The following is a 14,988-nucleotide window of genomic DNA, read 5'->3' on the forward strand; positions in this document are numbered from 1 at the left end:
CGGCGGTCATGATAAGCGCCAACCTTTGCCGCTGGCGAATTGCGCAGCAGTGTGTGACCGATAAGCCGCCGACGGTCGGTTTTCAGACCGTGCACGGCAATACTGTCTAAAGTTCTAATTGGCGGTAGCTGCGCTGCCGTCACCGTGATCGTCCAGAAAAATCCGGCCAACGCACCGGGTTTCCACCTGATCAGGAGTGCACGATGGACCTCAACCGTCGTCAGTTCTTCAAGGTCGCTGGTCTCGGCCTTGCGGGCTCAAGCCTCGGCGCGCTGGGCATGGCCCCGACGCCAGCTTTCGCCGAACAAGTGCGTCATTTCAAGCTCGCCCATACCCATGAAACCCGCAACACCTGCCCGTATTGCTCGGTCGGTTGCGGCTTGATCATGTACAGCCAGGGCGACAACGCGAAGAATGTCGCCCAGAGCATCATCCACATCGAAGGCGATGCCGACCACCCCGTCAATCGCGGCACGCTCTGCCCCAAAGGCGCAGGCCTGCTCGATTTCATTCACAGCCCCAGCCGTCTCCAGTACCCGCAGGTACGCAAGCCCGGCACTACGGAGTGGACGCGAATCTCCTGGGATGAAGCGCTGGATCGCATCGCCGACCTGATGAAGGCCGACCGCGACGCCAACTTCATCGAGAAGAACGCCCAGGGGCAAACGGTGAACCGCTGGCTGACCACCGGTTTCCTCGCGGCGTCGGCGTCGTCCAACGAAGCGGGGTACATCACCCACAAGGTGATTCGCAGTCTCGGCATGCTGGGGTTTGATAACCAGGCACGTGTCTGACATGGCCCGACGGTGGCAAGTCTTGCCCCGACGTATGGCCGTGGTGCCATGACCAACCACTGGACCGATATCGCCAACGCGAATCTGGTTCTGGTGATGGGTGGCAACGCCGCGGAAGCGCACCCTTGCGGTTTCAAATGGGTGACCGAAGCCAAAGCCCACAACAAGGCGCGGCTGATTGTGGTCGACCCGCGTTTCACCCGTACGGCCTCGGTGGCCGACTATTACGCACCGATCCGCACCGGCACCGACATTGCCTTCATGGGCGGGCTGATCAATTACCTGCTGACCGAAGACAAGATCCAACACGAATACGTACGCGCCTATACGGACGTGTCGTTCATCGTCAAGGCCAACTACGGCTTTGAGGACGGGTTGTTCAGCGGTTACGACGCAAGCAAGCGTACCTATACCGACAAGTCCGGCTGGGGCTATGAAATCGGCGAGGACGGTTTCGCCAAAGTCGACCCGACCTTGCAAGACCCACGCTGCGTCTATCAATTAATGAAGCAGCATTACAGCCGCTACACCCTGGAGCTGGCCAGTCAGGTCTGCGGCATGCCCGTGGACGCGATGCAGAAAATCTGGGAAGAAATCGCCACCTGCTCGCAACCGGGCAAAACCATGACGATTCTTTACGCGCTGGGCTGGACCCAGCACTCGACCGGCTCGCAGATGATCCGCAGCGCGGCCATGGTGCAACTGCTGCTGGGCAACGTCGGCATGCCGGGCGGGGGCGTCAACGCTCTGCGCGGGCACTCCAACATCCAGGGCCTGACCGACCTGGGCTTGCTGTCCAACCTGTTGCCCGGTTACCTGACCCTGCCGGCCGAAGCTGAACAGGATTACAACGCCTACATCGCCAAGCGCGCACTCAAGCCGCTGCGTCCTGGGCAGATGTCCTATTGGCAGAACTACGGCAAGTTTCACGTCAGCCTGATGAAAGCCTGGTACGGCGCCAATGCCACCGCAGAGAACAACTGGGGTTACGACTGGCTGCCCAAGCTGGACATTCCTGGCTACGACATCCTGAAAATGTTCGACATGATGGGCAAGGGGCAGGTCAATGGCTACATGTGCCAGGGCTTCAATCCGATCGCCGCCTTGCCGGACAAGAACCGGGTGATGAAGGCGCTGGCCAAACTCAAATGGCTGGTGGTGATGGACCCACTGGCCACCGAAACCTCGGAGTTCTGGCGCAACGTCGGGCCATACAACGATGTGCAAACGGCCGAGATCCAGACCGAAGTCATCCGTCTGCCCACCACCTGTTTCGCCGAAGAAAACGGTTCACTGGTCAACAGCGGTCGCTGGCTGCAATGGCACTGGAAGGGCGCCGATGGCCCGGGGCAGGCGCACACGGACGTGAAGATCATGGCCGAGTTGTTCTTGCGCCTGCGCAAGCGCTATCAGGCCAATGGCGGTGCCTGGGCCGAGCCGATCCTCAAGCTCGACTGGCCCTACAAAGTGCCGGATGACCCGACGCCAGAAGAGCTGGCCCGGGAATTCAACGGCTACGCCGTATCCGATGTCACCGACGCCTCGGGCGCGGTGATCAAGACCGGTCAGCAGCTGTCAGGCTTCGGCCAGCTCAAGGACGATGGCAGCACGGCGTCCGGGTGCTGGATTTTCTGCGGCAGCTGGACCGAGCAGGGCAACCTGATGGCCCGGCGTGACAACAGCGATCCTTTCGGCATGAAGCAGAACCTGGGCTGGGCCTGGGCCTGGCCGATGAACCGACGGATCCTCTACAACCGCGCCTCTTGCGACCCTCAAGGCAAACCATGGGACCCGAACAAACGGCTGGTGTGGTGGAACGGCAAGGTCTGGACCGGCACCGACGTGCCTGACTACAAGGCCGATGTGCCGCCGGAAGCCGGGATGAACCCGTTCATCATGAACCCCGAAGGCGTGGCGCGTTTCTTCGCCCTCGACAAGATGAACGAAGGGCCGTTCCCGGAACACTATGAGCCGTTCGAGACGCCCATCGGTATCAACCCGATGCACCCCAACAACAAGCAGGCGACCAGCAACCCGGCCGGGCGGATCTTCGATTCAGTCTGGGAAACCCTCGGGCAGGCCAAGGACTTCCCCTATGCGGCGACCAGCTACCGGCTGACCGAACACTTCCACTTCTGGACCAAGCATTGCCCGATCAACGCCGTGACCCAGCCTGAGCAGTTTGTCGAGATCGGCGAAGTGCTGGCCAAGGAGAAGGGCATTGCTGCCGGTGACCGGGTTCGGGTCAGTTCCAAGCGCGGGCACATCGAAGCGGTGGCGGTGGTGACCAAGCGGATTCGTCCGCTGCAGGTCAATAACCAAGTGGTGCACCAGATCGGTATCCCGTTGCACTGGGGTTTCACCGGCGCCACCCGTCACGGTTACCTGACCAACACCCTGGTGCCGTTCCTCGGCGATGGCAACACACAGACCCCGGAATCCAAGTCATTCCTGGTCAACGTGGAGAAAGTCTAAATGGCCAGCCAAGACATCATCGCCCGTTCGGCCACCACCACCATGCCGCCCTCGGTGCGCACGCAAGAGGAAGTGGCCAAGCTGATCGACACCACCAAGTGCATCGGCTGCAAGGCCTGCCAAGTCGCCTGCTCGGAATGGAACGAACTGCGCGACGACGTCGGTCACAACCTCGGCACTTACGACAACCCTCAAGACCTCAGCGCAGATACCTGGACCTTGATGCGCTTTACCGAGCATGAAACCGACGCCGGCAACCTCGAATGGCTGATTCGCAAGGACGGCTGCATGCACTGCGCCGAGCCCGGCTGTCTGGCGGCGTGCCCGAGCCCCGGCGCGATCATCAAGCACGCCAACGGCATCGTCGATTTCGATCAGGACCATTGCATCGGCTGCGGGTATTGCATCACCGGTTGCCCGTTCAACATTCCGCGCATCTCGCAAAAGGACCACAAGGCTTATAAATGCACACTGTGTTCGGATCGGGTGGCGGTGGGGCTGGAGCCGGCCTGCGTGAAAACCTGCCCGACCGGCGCCATCGTTTTCGGCACCAAGGAAGACATGAAAGAACACGCCGCCGAACGTATCGTCGACCTCAAAAGTCGCGGATTCGAAAACGCCGGTTTGTATGACCCCGCAGGCGTCGGCGGCACCCACGTCATGTATGTGCTGCACCATGCCGACACGCCCAGGTTGTATGCCGGGTTGCCGGATCACCCGGCGATCAGTCCGCTGGTGGACCTGTGGAAAGGCCTGAGCAAACCCCTGGCGTTGCTGGCCATGGGCGCGGCGGTGCTGGCCGGGTTCTTCCATTACGTGCGCGTCGGGCCTCAACTGGTCGAGGAGGACGAACATCCAGTCACCCTCGACCCGGCGGTGCATGAATTCGATCCATCGGTGCACACCTTTGATCCGACGAAACCCGGCGGGGAGGACAGGCCATGAACGAAAAACCGATCCTGCGCTACACCTCCAACCAGCGCACCAATCACTGGCTGGTGGCAATTCTGTTTCTCATGGCCGCGCTGTCGGGGCTGGCCTTGTTCCATCCGGGGTTGTTCTGGCTCAGCAACCTGTTTGGCGGCGGTTCGTGGACGCGCATTCTGCATCCGTACATGGGCGTGGCGATGTTTGTGCTGTTCCTCGGCCTGGTGTTCAGTTTCTGGCGGGCGAATTACTTCAGCGCCAACGACCGGTTGTGGCTCAGGCGCGTCGGGACTGTCATGCGTAACGAAGAGGCGGGCGTGCCGCCAATCGGCAAATACAACCCGGGGCAGAAGCTACTATTTTGGGTGTTGCTGATCTGCATGCTGGTGCTGTTGTTCAGCGGGTTGGTGATCTGGCGTGCCTGGTTCAGCGCGTACTTTGGCATCACCGGTATTCGCTGGGCGATGCTGCTGCATGCGCTGGCGGGGTTCATCCTGGTGCTGAGCATTATCGTCCACGTCTATGCCGGTATCTGGATTCGCGGCTCGGTCCACGCCATGGTGCGTGGCAGGGTCAGCCGCGCCTGGGCGAGAAAACACCATGAGCTCTGGTACCGGGAAGTGACCCAAGACGAAACGCCTGAGCGACCGATCACCAAAAAAGGATGACCCCTTGGCCACGATCCTCGAGCCTGGGCAGATAGAAGCGGCGGCGAGTTCACCGCCGTTTCTGTACCTGCCACCGAACAACCTGTTCACCTTGCGCGCGCTGCGTCTGGAACGCCTGGCCGATGGGCATCCCATGGCGGACTATCTGCGCTTGATCGCGGGTCTGTGCCACGCTCAGCAGAACCTGATGGACGATCCGCCCGTGGCCGCCATGCCCGATCCCGAACGTCTTCGGGTGTGCGTAGAACATGGCTTGCCACCGTTCGCCGCCGACAGTCTGGTGCGTGAAAATGTTTGGCTACCCTTTCTCGAAGCCTTGTTGCAACGCTATCAGCCACCGCCACAATCAGCGGTAGAAAACGCCGTGGCGACGTTGCGCAGTGCCAATCCGGGGCTGCTCAAAGCCTGGGCAATTGCCTTGGTCAGCGGCCAGTATTCAATGCTGCCGGCAGAGCTGGTGCCGTTCCTCGGTGCAGCGTTGCAAGCGGCCTGGAGCCATTGGCTGCTGAGTTCACCGAACCTTGAACTCAAGCGCGGCGACAGCCTCAGCCAATGCCCGGCCTGCGGTTCGCCGGCGATGGCCGGAGTGATTCGTCATCGCGGCAAATACAACGGATTGCGTTATCTGGTGTGCTCGTTATGCGCCTGCGAATGGCATGCGGTGCGGGTCAAGTGCGTGTATTGCGAACAGAGCAAGGGGCTTCAATACGTCAGCTTCGAGGATGACCGTCATGCTGCCAATCAGGCACCGTTGCGAGCGGAAGTCTGCCCCGGCTGCAACAGCTACCTGAAGCTGATCTACCTGGAAAACGACGCCGAAGCCGAAGCACTCTCGGCGGACCTGTCCAGCCTGATGCTGGACATGCGCCTGGAGCAGGAAGGCTACCAGCGCCCATCGCCCAATCTGATGCTGGCACCGGGAGGTGACTGAGCTTATCCCTTTGAGCCTATCCCCCTAAGCCTATCCCTATGAGCCCAGCGGCTACACTCAGACGCGACGGTCATTCGCTTCCGGGAGCCTCTGATGTCTGCAACCTCCGCCAGCCACGCCTTGCGGCTGCCCTCCATCGACAGCTTGCTGCGCCATCCTGCCTGCCAAGCATTGGCTGAGCGTTATGGGCGTGACGCGCTGCTGGCCGGCCTGCGGCAGTTGCTTGATGACTTGCGCGAACCGGTGCTCAAGGGTGAACTCAATGCCGTTGAAATCGCCCCCGACGTATTGGCGGGCAGGGCAGGCGAGCGTCTGGCGATCCAGCATCGCAGCCAGGTCCGCCGGGTGTTCAACCTTACCGGCACGGTGCTGCACACCAACCTCGGGCGCGCGTTGTTGCCGGAGTCGGCTATCGAAGCCGTGCAACTGGCCGCCCGCTATCCGCTCAATCTGGAATTCGATCTGCACAGCGGCAAGCGCGGCGACCGCGATGATTTGATCGAAGGCCTGATCCGCGAGCTGACCGGTGCCGAAGCGGTGACCGTGGTCAACAACAACGCCGCCGCTGTGTTGCTGACGCTCAACAGTCTGGGCGCGCGCAAGGAAGGCATCATTTCCCGTGGTGAACTGATCGAAATCGGCGGTGCCTTTCGCATTCCCGACATCATGGCCCGCGCCGGGGTGCGGCTGCACGAAGTGGGCACCACCAACCGCACCCATGCCCGCGATTACGAGGCGGCCATCGGTCCGCGCAGTGGCCTGGTGATGCGCGTACACGCGAGCAATTACTCCATTGAAGGTTTCACCGCCCGGGTGCCGACGGCGGAATTGGCGGAACTGGCTCACCGTCACGGGCTGCCGCTGCTGGAAGATCTGGGCAGCGGCAGCCTGCTGGACCTGACCCGCTGGGGCCTGCCTGCCGAACCGACGGTGCGCCAGGCGCTGCTCGATGGTGCGGACATCGTCACTTTCAGCGGTGACAAACTGCTCGGCGGCCCCCAGGCCGGGTTGATAGTCGGCCGCAAAGACCTGATCGCGAAGATCAAGAAAAACCCGCTCAAGCGCGCGCTGCGGGTTGACAAACTGACCCTGGCCGCCCTCGAAGCCGTATTGGCGCTGTACCGCGATCCTGATCGGCTGGCCGAACGCCTGCCGAGTCTGCGCCTGCTGACCCGACCCCAAACCGATATCTTCGCCCAGGCTGAACGCCTGCAACCGTCTCTGGCGCGGGTATTGGGCGATGGCTGGAGCGTCAGCGCGGTACCGGCGCTGGGCATGATCGGCAGCGGTAGCCAACCGGTGGCTCGCTTACCTGGCGCTGCGTTATGCCTGCGGCCCAACGTTTCCAAACGTCTGCGCGGGCGGCGATTGCTGGGGCTGGAGGCAGCGTTTCGCCGGTTGCCGATTCCCGTGCTCGGGCGCATCGACGGCGATGCGCTTTGGCTGGACCTGCGCCAACTCGACGATGAAGCCGCATGGCTGGCTCAACTCGATCAACTGCAGGAGGAGGGCCGGGACGGGTGATTGTCGGCACCGCTGGGCATATTGATCACGGCAAGACTTCCTTGCTCCAGGCTCTGACCGGCCAGGCCGGCGACCGTCGCCGGGAAGAACGCGAACGCGGCATGACCATCGACCTCGGCTATATCTACGCGGCGCTGGAGCCGGGGGCCGCCCTGACCGGTTTTATCGACGTACCCGGTCATGAGCGCTTCACCCACAACATGCTGGCCGGGGCTCAGGGCATTGATCTGGTGTTGTTGGTGGTGGCGGCCGATGACGGCGTCATGCCGCAGACCCGCGAACATCTGGCGATTGTCGAGTTGCTGGGCATTCCTCGGGCACTGATTGCAATCACCAAATGCGACCGCGTCGACCCTGCTCGTGTGCAAGCCGTCCGGGAACAGATCGAAGCATTGCTCGCACCCGGCCCTTATGCCGACGCGCCGCAAATCGCGCTGTCGAGTGTGACCGGCGAAGGCGTCGAGGCACTGCGTCAGGCCTTGCTGGGTGCGCAACATGAGGTGCTTCAACGCAGTTTCAGCGGCGGTTTCCGCTTGGCGATTGATCGGGCTTTCAGCGTGGCCGGCGCCGGGATCGTGGTGACCGGCACCGCGTTGTCTGGTCAGGTGGCCGTGGGCGATACGCTGATGTTGAGTCCGCTGGGCAAACCGGTACGGGTGCGAGGCCTGCATGCGCAGAACCAAGCGGCCGACAGCGCGACGGCCGGGCAGCGAGTCGCGCTGAACCTGAGTGCCGACCGTTTGGCCCTGGAGCAGATTCACCGGGGCCACTGGCTGTTGGCCGAATGGCTGCATGCGCCGACCCAGCGTCTGGATATCGAGATGACCTTGTTGGTCAGCGAGGCGCGAAGCTTCGAGCACTTTCAGCCAGTGCACGTGCATCTCGGCACTCAGGACGTGACCGGGCGAGTGGCGTTGCTGGAGGGTGTCAGCCTGGCACCGGGTGAGCAGATGTTCGCGCAATTGCTGGTGAACGCGCCGGTGCTGGCGGTGAAGGGCGACCGTTTGATCCTGCGCGATCAAAGCGCTCAGCGCACCCTCGGCGGTGGCCGGGTGCTCGACCCGTTTGCCCCGGCCCGACACCGTCGCAGCCCCGAACGATTGGCGCAGCTACAGGCGCTGGCCACCACGACCAGTCTGGAAGAAGCACTGCCAGCGCTGCTGGCCAACAGCGACACCGGACTCGATCCGCAACGTCTGGAGCGTCAGTTCAATCGTCCGCGCGATAGCTGGGAATTGCCCGATGACGTGCGTTTGATCGATACGCGGCAGGGGCCGTTGCTGTTCAGCGCCGCCCGCTGGGAAGCCTTGAAAGCGCCACTGTTGGAACATCTCGCACGCTTTCATCAACTCGAACCGGATCAAATGGGACCGGACAGGGATCGCCTGCGTCGCTTCGCCGGCACCGCGCTGGACCGGCCGACCTTTATCAGCCTGCTCGACGAATTGCTGGTCAGCGGTGCGATCGTCGCCAGTGGCCCATGGTTGCATTTGCCCGATCACCAAGTGCGGTTGAGCGAGGATGACGAAACCCTGTGGCAACAATTACAGCCGTTGTTCGAACAGGCGGGTTTCGATCCGCCATGGGTGCGTGATCTGGCTAAAGCGACGGGCCATGAAGAGGCCGCCGTGCGCCTGCTGCTGCGCAAGATGGCGCGGCTGGGGTTGGTGCACCAAGTGGTCCGTGACTTGTTTTATACCGAGACACTGGTGCGCCGATTGGCGGCTATGCTGGTGCAACTGGCCAGCGATGACCCGGTGATTCAGGTCACCGCGTTTCGCGATGCCGTGGGCCTGGGGCGCAAGCGCAGCATTCAGATTCTTGAGTACTTCGACCGAATCGGCCTGACCCGGCGCTTTGGCGATCGGCGCCATATCCGGCTCGACAATGCATTGGCCCAACAAACAGAAAACTGAGTTCAAGGAAGGCAATCGCGCCCGGTGGCGCGGCCGGGCTTCAAACCCGGTTGGGGACGGCATCCGTTCCCGGGCAGGTTCGACTCCGGCTGCCTTCCGCCATTTCCATCGTGACGCTGATCATAGGTGCCCGAAGGTCAGCGGATACTGGATGACAACGTAAACCCTGTCGATGTCATCGCCCGCCTGGGCGCTGTTAGCTCGGTGAGACACATGGGACAGTTGCAACGACAAACCCTTGGCGGCACCTGATTGCACGATGTAGCGCAGGTCTATGTCGCGCTCCCAATGCCGCCCGCCATCGCCTTGTTGAGGTACGTACTCGCCGACAGTCGGGTCGAACGGGTTGTAGGTCCCACCCTTGGGCGCACGGGTGCCATCGATGTCGCTGCCCCTGACATAACGGGTCATGAAGCTTAGGCCGGGTATTCCATAAGCGCCGAGATCGAGGTCGTAGCGTGCCTGCCAAGAGCGTTCGTGGGCGCCGTTGAAGTCGGCGTATTTGATCGAGTTGGCCAGGTAAATGGAGTCGCCACCGACGAAGTCGAACGGTGTGTCGCCATCGATGCGTTGCCAGGCCAGGGTAAAGGCATGCGCATCAACGGTGTATTTGCCCGACAGGCTGTAGGCGGTGTTGTCGATGGTACCGGCCAGCGCCTTGCCGGTGTCTTGCGTGCGATACAGGTTGGCGTCGAGGAACAATTCGGACTGTTTCAGGTGCAGGTTGCCGTAGTACTGACGCCAGGTATCGCTCAGTTCGGAGGCATACAGGGCGCCGCCGACAGGACTGTGTGTGAACAGGTCGGCGCCCAGAAGCGTGATGCCTCCGGCCTCGGTGTTGGCACCGTAGCCGTAAAAGTTGCCCTTGCCCGAGGTGTTGTCTTGATTCTTGAACGCCGTGAAATGACCGGTCACCAGATTCACGTTGTCGATTTCGCCGCTGTTCAGCAGAAAACCCGTGGCGTATTCCGGTTGCAGGCGTTTGTCGGCGGTGTCGAACACCGGGGTTTCGACGGTCATTTCACCGAAGGCCAGGGTGGTTCGGGAGGCCCTGATTTTCAGTGCGCCACCGGCACTGGAATAGTTGCTTTCGCTACGACCGTCACTGTCCAGTGGCAGTAACCCCGTTCCCGAATGCCCTTTGCCGCCGTCGAGCTTCAGCCCCGTAAAGGCGTGGCTGTCGACGCCGAAACCTAGCGTGCCGGGTGTGAATCCGGATTCAAAAGAGCCGATAAAGCCTTGAGCCCACTCTTGTTTGTAGTTCTTGCCCGAAGGCGAGGGTGAACGGTAGTCGCTGTTGAGGAAGAAATTTCGACTGAGCACCTCAAGCTGCGCGCCCTCGAGGAATCCTTGCGCGGTTGCCGGTGCTTCATCCGCCAAGGCCGTTCCGGCGAAAAGCACGCAGAGCCAGAAGGACGCTTTGGCCACGTCCTCCCGACCGGGCATGAGCGGGGGGGCTTGTAAAGAAAACATCATTGATCGCCCCCTGAAACAGCGACTCCAAAGAGTCGCTGTTTTCTCTCAATGGCCTTCAGAGGCGTTGAACATGGTCTTGGCGTAGATCAGGCCCAGGCCATAGGCACCACCGTTGGCGATGGAGGTTTTCACCGTCTCGTCGTAAGTCTCGGTACGTGCCCAGTCGCGCTGGAGCTCAAGCAAGTACTGCAACGATGTCATGGGACGGGCGCCGATCTGGATCATGCGTTGCAAGGCCATTTCATGGGCCTCGGTGGTGACATCGCCACAGGCGTCGGCAATCACGTAGACCTCGAAACCCTGGTCAATCGCCGAAAGGGCCGGGCCAACGATGCATACGGAAGTCCACAGGCCGGCCAGAACGATTTTCTGCTTGCCGGCTGCGTTGACTTCGACGGCAATACGCTCGTCCTCCCAGGTGTTCATGCTGGTGCGGTCGATCACCTTGTGTTCCGGGAATACCGATTTGATTTCGTCGAAAATCGGGCCGGAAAAACTCTTCTCGGCGACGGTGGTGAGGATGGTCGATACCTTGAAGCCCCTTGCGGCTTTGGCGACAAGGGCGGCGTTGTTGCGCAGGGTGACGGCATCGATGGACTTGGTCGCAAACGACATCTGCGACTGGTGATCGATCATGATCAGGGTGTGGTCGGTCGGGGTCAGCAGGGTTTTACCGGGAACAGCTTTTGCAATGGCCATGGTGAATGTCCTTACGGATTAAGTGAGAGGTGATTCGCGAGGCCATGGTTGCGTAGATTCGGGCGGGAATATTGAGTCGATGTGCTGTTTTTTTCGTAGGAATAGTGGCGGCAGGCAGGCCATTGAAATACCGCCAACAAACACAACTATGACCTACGCTTATTCCAGACGCATGTTCAACGAACAGGGGCTTCTCCCTGATCGAAAACAACAAGAACAGCTATCCGGAGACGACTCATGTTTGCATTGGCCCGTCGATTCAGCAGCAACCTCGCCGTTTTAGTTACCGCCGCCGCGCTCGCATCACCGGTTTTTGCGCTGGACACCGTCAAGTTCATGGCCCCCGGTTCGGTCGGTGGTGGTTATGACCAGACCGCACGCGTCCTGGGCAAGGCGATGGTCGAGGCGAAAACGGCAAAGTCCGCTACCTTCGAGAACAAGGGCGGCGCCGGTGGCACCCTGGGCTTGGCGCAATTTGCCAACGGCACCAAGGGCGACGCCAATGCCCTGCTGGTGGTCGGTGCAATCATGGTCGCGTCCATCGAGCAGAACAAACCGCAAATCACCTTGAAGGACGTGACGCCGATCGCCCGGCTGTTCACCGAATACAACGTGATTGCCGTGCGTGACGACTCCCCATACAAAACCCTGGACGACTTGATCAAAGACTTCAAAGCCAACCCGTCCAATATCAAATGGGGCGGTGGCTCCAAGGGGTCGATCGACCACATCGGCATCGCCGAACTGGCGAGCAAAATGGACGTCCCCGTCAACAAGGTGAATTACGTGGCCTTTGCCGGTGGCGGCGAAGTCGTCGCCGCGACGCTGGGGGGCCACATCACGGTGATCACCGGCGGCTACGCCGAGCTTGCCAAATACGTGCAGTCCAAGCAGTTCCGGCTACTCGCCATTGGCGCACCCAGCCGCGTTGAAGGCATCGATGCACCGACTCTCAAAGAAAGTGGCTATGACGTGACGATCGGCAACTGGCGTGGCGTTTACGGCGCAGCGGGCCTGACGCCTGACCAGCGCAAAGAACTGACCGAAGCCGTCCTGACCGCCACCAAAAGCAACGTCTGGCAAGAAAACGTAAAAACCAATGCCTGGTCACCGAGCATTCTGACCGGGGATGACTTCGGCAAATTCGTCGAAGAAGAACATGGGCGCCTGCGCGCAATGCTGGTCAAGGTCGGGCTGCTTTGAGATGGCCGGGCGCTGGAGAGTCATGCCGGCCCAACTGGCAATTGGCTTAGGTGTCGTCGCCATCAGCGCGGTATTGGCGTTCGGCGCCTCGCGGTTTCCTCCCGAGATGGGCTTCGTCATCATGGCGGCGTACGTCTACCCCTACGTCGTCGCGGCGTTTCTGGGCGTCGTCGGTCTGTTGATGTGCTATCAGGCGCTCACCGGAGGTTTTCGCAATCTTCCCGACGACCATGAGACCACCCTGGCTCAGCCCGGCGGCAAGCTCGGCGCAACCTGGGTCACGGCGGGGCTGGTGGGCGTTGCCTTGCTCATTACCTACATCGGCTTCGTATTGGCGGCAGCATTGCTGTTTGCCTGTTCTGCACGGGGTTTTGGCAGTCGCAGCCCGCTGCGGGACCTGGCCATCGGCATCGCCCTGACACTGCCGATTTACTGGCTTTTCACCGCCGGGCTAGGGGTTTCCCTTCCGCCCTTGATCAACGCCTGGATCTGATCCGGGCCGAAGGAGGTCGACAAGGTGGACATTCTCTCGAGTCTGGCAACCGGCTTCGGTGCCGCGTTGGCGCCGATCAATCTGATGTGGGGTTTTATCGGCTGCTTGCTGGGTACTGCGATCGGTGTTTTGCCGGGAATCGGGCCGGCGCTGACCGTCGCCTTGCTGCTGCCGATTACCGCCAAGGTCGATCCTACCGGCGCGCTGATCATGTTCGCCGGTATCTATTACGGCGCTCAGTTTGGCGGCTCGACCACCTCGATTCTGCTCAACACCCCGGGGGAATCGTCCTCCATGGTCACGGCCCTGGAAGGCAATCTCATGGCCCGCAACGGGCGGGCAGGCCCGGCGTTGGCGACGGCGGCGATAGGTTCATTCGTGGCCGGCACCATCGCGACGATCTTGCTGACCCTGTTCGCCCCCCTCGTGGCCACGCTGGCGCTGAAGTTCGGGCCGGCGGAGTATTTCGCGATTCTGGTGCTGGCCTTCACCACGGTGTCGGCGGTGCTCGGTGCGTCGATGCTGCGCGGCTTTGCCTCATTGGGGATCGGGCTGACCATCGGCTTGATCGGCCTGGACTCGACCTCGGGCATTGCCCGCTACACCATGGAGGTGCCCGAACTGGTCGATGGCATTGAGGTCGTGCTGGTGGCGGTCGGCTTGTTTGCCGTCGGTGAGGCCTTGTACAGCGTGCTCTACCAAAAGGAAGAAACGGGCAGCCGACATCGCCTGACCTCGTTGTGGATGACCCGTGCCGACTGGAAACGCTCGGTTCCCGCGTGGCTACGGGGCACCTTGATCGGTTTTCCCTTTGGCTCGATTCCGGCCGGTGGCGCGGAAATTCCGACGTTCCTGTCTTATTCGACCGAACGCAAACTCAGCAAGTACCCGCAAGAGTTCGCCGCCAGCAAAGGCGAGGGCGCCATCGAGGGTGTCGCCGGGCCGGAGGCGGCCAACAATGCGAGCGCGACCGGTTCTCTGGTGCCGTTGCTGACGCTGGGCATACCGACCTCCGCCACGGCGGCGATCCTGTTGGCCGCATTCCAGAACTACAACCTGCAACCGGGGCCGCTGCTGTTCCAGACCTCGGGCGAGCTGGTCTGGACGCTGGTGGCTTCGCTGTACATCGGCAACGCCATCCTGTTGGTGCTGAACCTGCCGTTGGTGGGCCTGTGGGTCAAACTCTTGCAGATTCCACGACCGTACCTGAACGCCGGCATTCTGGTGTTCGCCACCATCGGCGTGTACGGCATGCGCCACTCAACGTTCGACTTGTTTCTGATGCTGGGCATCGGTTGGGCCGGGGTGTTGATGCGGCGTTTCGATTTCCCCGTCGCCCCGGTAATCGTGGGCATGCTGCTGGGGCCGATGGCGGAAAAACAACTGCGTAACGCCTTGTCCATCAGCCAGGGCGACTGGATGATATTTGTGACGCAACCGATTGCGGCGTCGGTCCTGGTGCTGACGCTGTTGGTGTTGCTGGTGCCGTACCTGCTGCATAAACGCGGCATCAAATTGCATGAGGATGATTGAGCGCTTCGCGAGCCGGTTTGATGATGCTTTGCCCTAGGAGCATGGCTCAAAAATCCCCATGTAGATCGTTCCCATGCTCCGCGTGGGAATGCCTCAACGGACGCTCCGCGTTCGGCTCCGCAAGGGACGCGGAGCGTCCCGGGCTGCATTCCCACGCAGAGCGTGGGAACGATCTTCGAGCAATCCACAAAATTTCGGAAGTTTCTGACAGAGTCGCCTCTGTCGGCGACACGCTGCGCGTCGTACGGGTCAGTAAACACAGCCTCAAGCGAGCTTCCAGGTCCCTCCCTCGATAATCAGTCGAGAACTATCGCTCCTGACGGAGCGATAGTCGAGATACAAGGAGGTG

Annotated in this window: 11 protein-coding genes and 1 tRNA gene; 10 read left to right on the forward strand and 2 right to left on the reverse strand. The window is 61.4% G+C overall.

The features are described from left to right. The first annotated feature begins 203 nt into the window (after positions 1-203). From fdnG to JFU11_RS09085, 7 genes are all read left to right on the forward strand, one after another. Entirely contained in the window at positions 204-3,269 is a 3,066-nt protein-coding gene (gene fdnG, locus JFU11_RS09055) for a formate dehydrogenase-N subunit alpha (protein ID WP_148710218.1), read from the forward strand. After that, positions 3,270-4,214, forward strand: a complete 945-nt coding sequence (gene fdxH / locus JFU11_RS09060) for a formate dehydrogenase subunit beta (protein WP_201060426.1) — start codon at positions 3,270-3,272, stop codon at positions 4,212-4,214. Then, the gene (locus JFU11_RS09065) at positions 4,211-4,864 is read left to right on the forward strand and encodes a formate dehydrogenase subunit gamma (protein ID WP_201060427.1); all 654 of its coding nucleotides are present in this window, start codon (positions 4,211-4,213) and stop codon (positions 4,862-4,864) included. The genes fdxH and JFU11_RS09065 overlap by 4 nt, the downstream gene beginning before the upstream one ends. Positions 4,865-4,868: 4 nt before the next feature. Next, on the forward strand, positions 4,869-5,795 hold the full coding sequence (gene fdhE, locus JFU11_RS09070; protein ID WP_123722785.1) for a formate dehydrogenase accessory protein FdhE: 927 nt from the start codon (positions 4,869-4,871) through the stop codon (positions 5,793-5,795). A gap of 93 nt (positions 5,796-5,888) precedes the next feature. Then, positions 5,889-7,319, forward strand: coding sequence for an L-seryl-tRNA(Sec) selenium transferase (gene selA, locus JFU11_RS09075; protein ID WP_201060428.1), 1,431 nt, complete (start codon positions 5,889-5,891; stop codon positions 7,317-7,319). Beyond that, entirely contained in the window at positions 7,316-9,235 is a 1,920-nt protein-coding gene (selB, locus tag JFU11_RS09080; RefSeq protein WP_201060429.1) for a selenocysteine-specific translation elongation factor, read from the forward strand. The genes selA and selB overlap by 4 nt, the downstream gene beginning before the upstream one ends. A 6-nt stretch (positions 9,236-9,241) precedes the next feature. Next, positions 9,242-9,337: transfer RNA gene (locus JFU11_RS09085), tRNA-Sec, on the forward strand. An 18-nt stretch (positions 9,338-9,355) separates the two neighbouring features. Here the strand turns inward: JFU11_RS09085 and JFU11_RS09090 are convergent. Both JFU11_RS09090 and JFU11_RS09095 read right to left on the reverse strand, forming a co-directional pair. After that, positions 9,356-10,708 carry an OprD family porin gene (locus JFU11_RS09090; RefSeq protein WP_201121277.1) on the reverse strand — a complete coding sequence of 451 codons (1,353 nt, stop codon included), beginning with the start codon at positions 10,706-10,708 and terminating at the stop codon, positions 9,356-9,358. Between the two features lie 48 nt (positions 10,709-10,756). Then, positions 10,757-11,410: a hydrolase gene (locus tag JFU11_RS09095; RefSeq protein WP_123722783.1), complete on the reverse strand. Its 654-nt coding sequence runs from the start codon at positions 11,408-11,410 to the stop codon at positions 10,757-10,759. A gap of 237 nt (positions 11,411-11,647) precedes the next feature. Between JFU11_RS09095 and JFU11_RS09100 the strand changes: the two genes are divergently transcribed. The 3 genes from JFU11_RS09100 to JFU11_RS09110 are packed head-to-tail and all read left to right on the forward strand — an operon-like array spanning position 11,648 to position 14,639. Beyond that, positions 11,648-12,613 (forward strand): tripartite tricarboxylate transporter substrate-binding protein, encoded by a 966-nt coding sequence (locus tag JFU11_RS09100; RefSeq protein ID WP_123722782.1) that lies wholly within the window; start codon positions 11,648-11,650, stop codon positions 12,611-12,613. Between the two features lies 1 nt (position 12,614). After that, positions 12,615-13,106, forward strand: a complete 492-nt coding sequence (locus tag JFU11_RS09105) for a tripartite tricarboxylate transporter TctB family protein (RefSeq protein WP_201121257.1) — start codon at positions 12,615-12,617, stop codon at positions 13,104-13,106. Positions 13,107-13,130: 24 nt separating this feature from the next. Beyond that, positions 13,131-14,639: a tripartite tricarboxylate transporter permease gene (locus tag JFU11_RS09110; RefSeq protein WP_201060432.1), complete on the forward strand. Its 1,509-nt coding sequence runs from the start codon at positions 13,131-13,133 to the stop codon at positions 14,637-14,639. The last annotated feature ends 349 nt before the right edge of the window (positions 14,640-14,988 follow it).

It is taken from the genome of Pseudomonas sp. TH37 (assembly GCF_016650735.1).
Classification (GTDB): domain Bacteria; phylum Pseudomonadota; class Gammaproteobacteria; order Pseudomonadales; family Pseudomonadaceae; genus Aquipseudomonas; species Aquipseudomonas farris.

Bases quoted from the DNA above. Each gene is read 5' to 3' on its own strand.
- fdxH (WP_201060426.1), top strand. From the start codon at position 3,270: ATGGCCAGCCAAGACATCATCGCCCGTTCGGCCACCACCACCATGCCG.
- JFU11_RS09065 (WP_201060427.1), top strand. From the start codon at position 4,211: ATGAACGAAAAACCGATCCTGCGCTACACCTCCAACCAGCGCACCAAT.
- selA (WP_201060428.1), top strand. From the start codon at position 5,889: ATGTCTGCAACCTCCGCCAGCCACGCCTTGCGGCTGCCCTCCATCGAC.
- JFU11_RS09090 (WP_201121277.1), bottom strand. From the start codon at position 10,708: ATGTTTTCTTTACAAGCCCCCCCGCTCATGCCCGGTCGGGAGGACGTG.
- JFU11_RS09095 (WP_123722783.1), bottom strand. From the start codon at position 11,410: ATGGCCATTGCAAAAGCTGTTCCCGGTAAAACCCTGCTGACCCCGACC.
- JFU11_RS09100 (WP_123722782.1), top strand. From the start codon at position 11,648: ATGTTTGCATTGGCCCGTCGATTCAGCAGCAACCTCGCCGTTTTAGTT.
- JFU11_RS09105 (WP_201121257.1), top strand. From the start codon at position 12,615: ATGGCCGGGCGCTGGAGAGTCATGCCGGCCCAACTGGCAATTGGCTTA.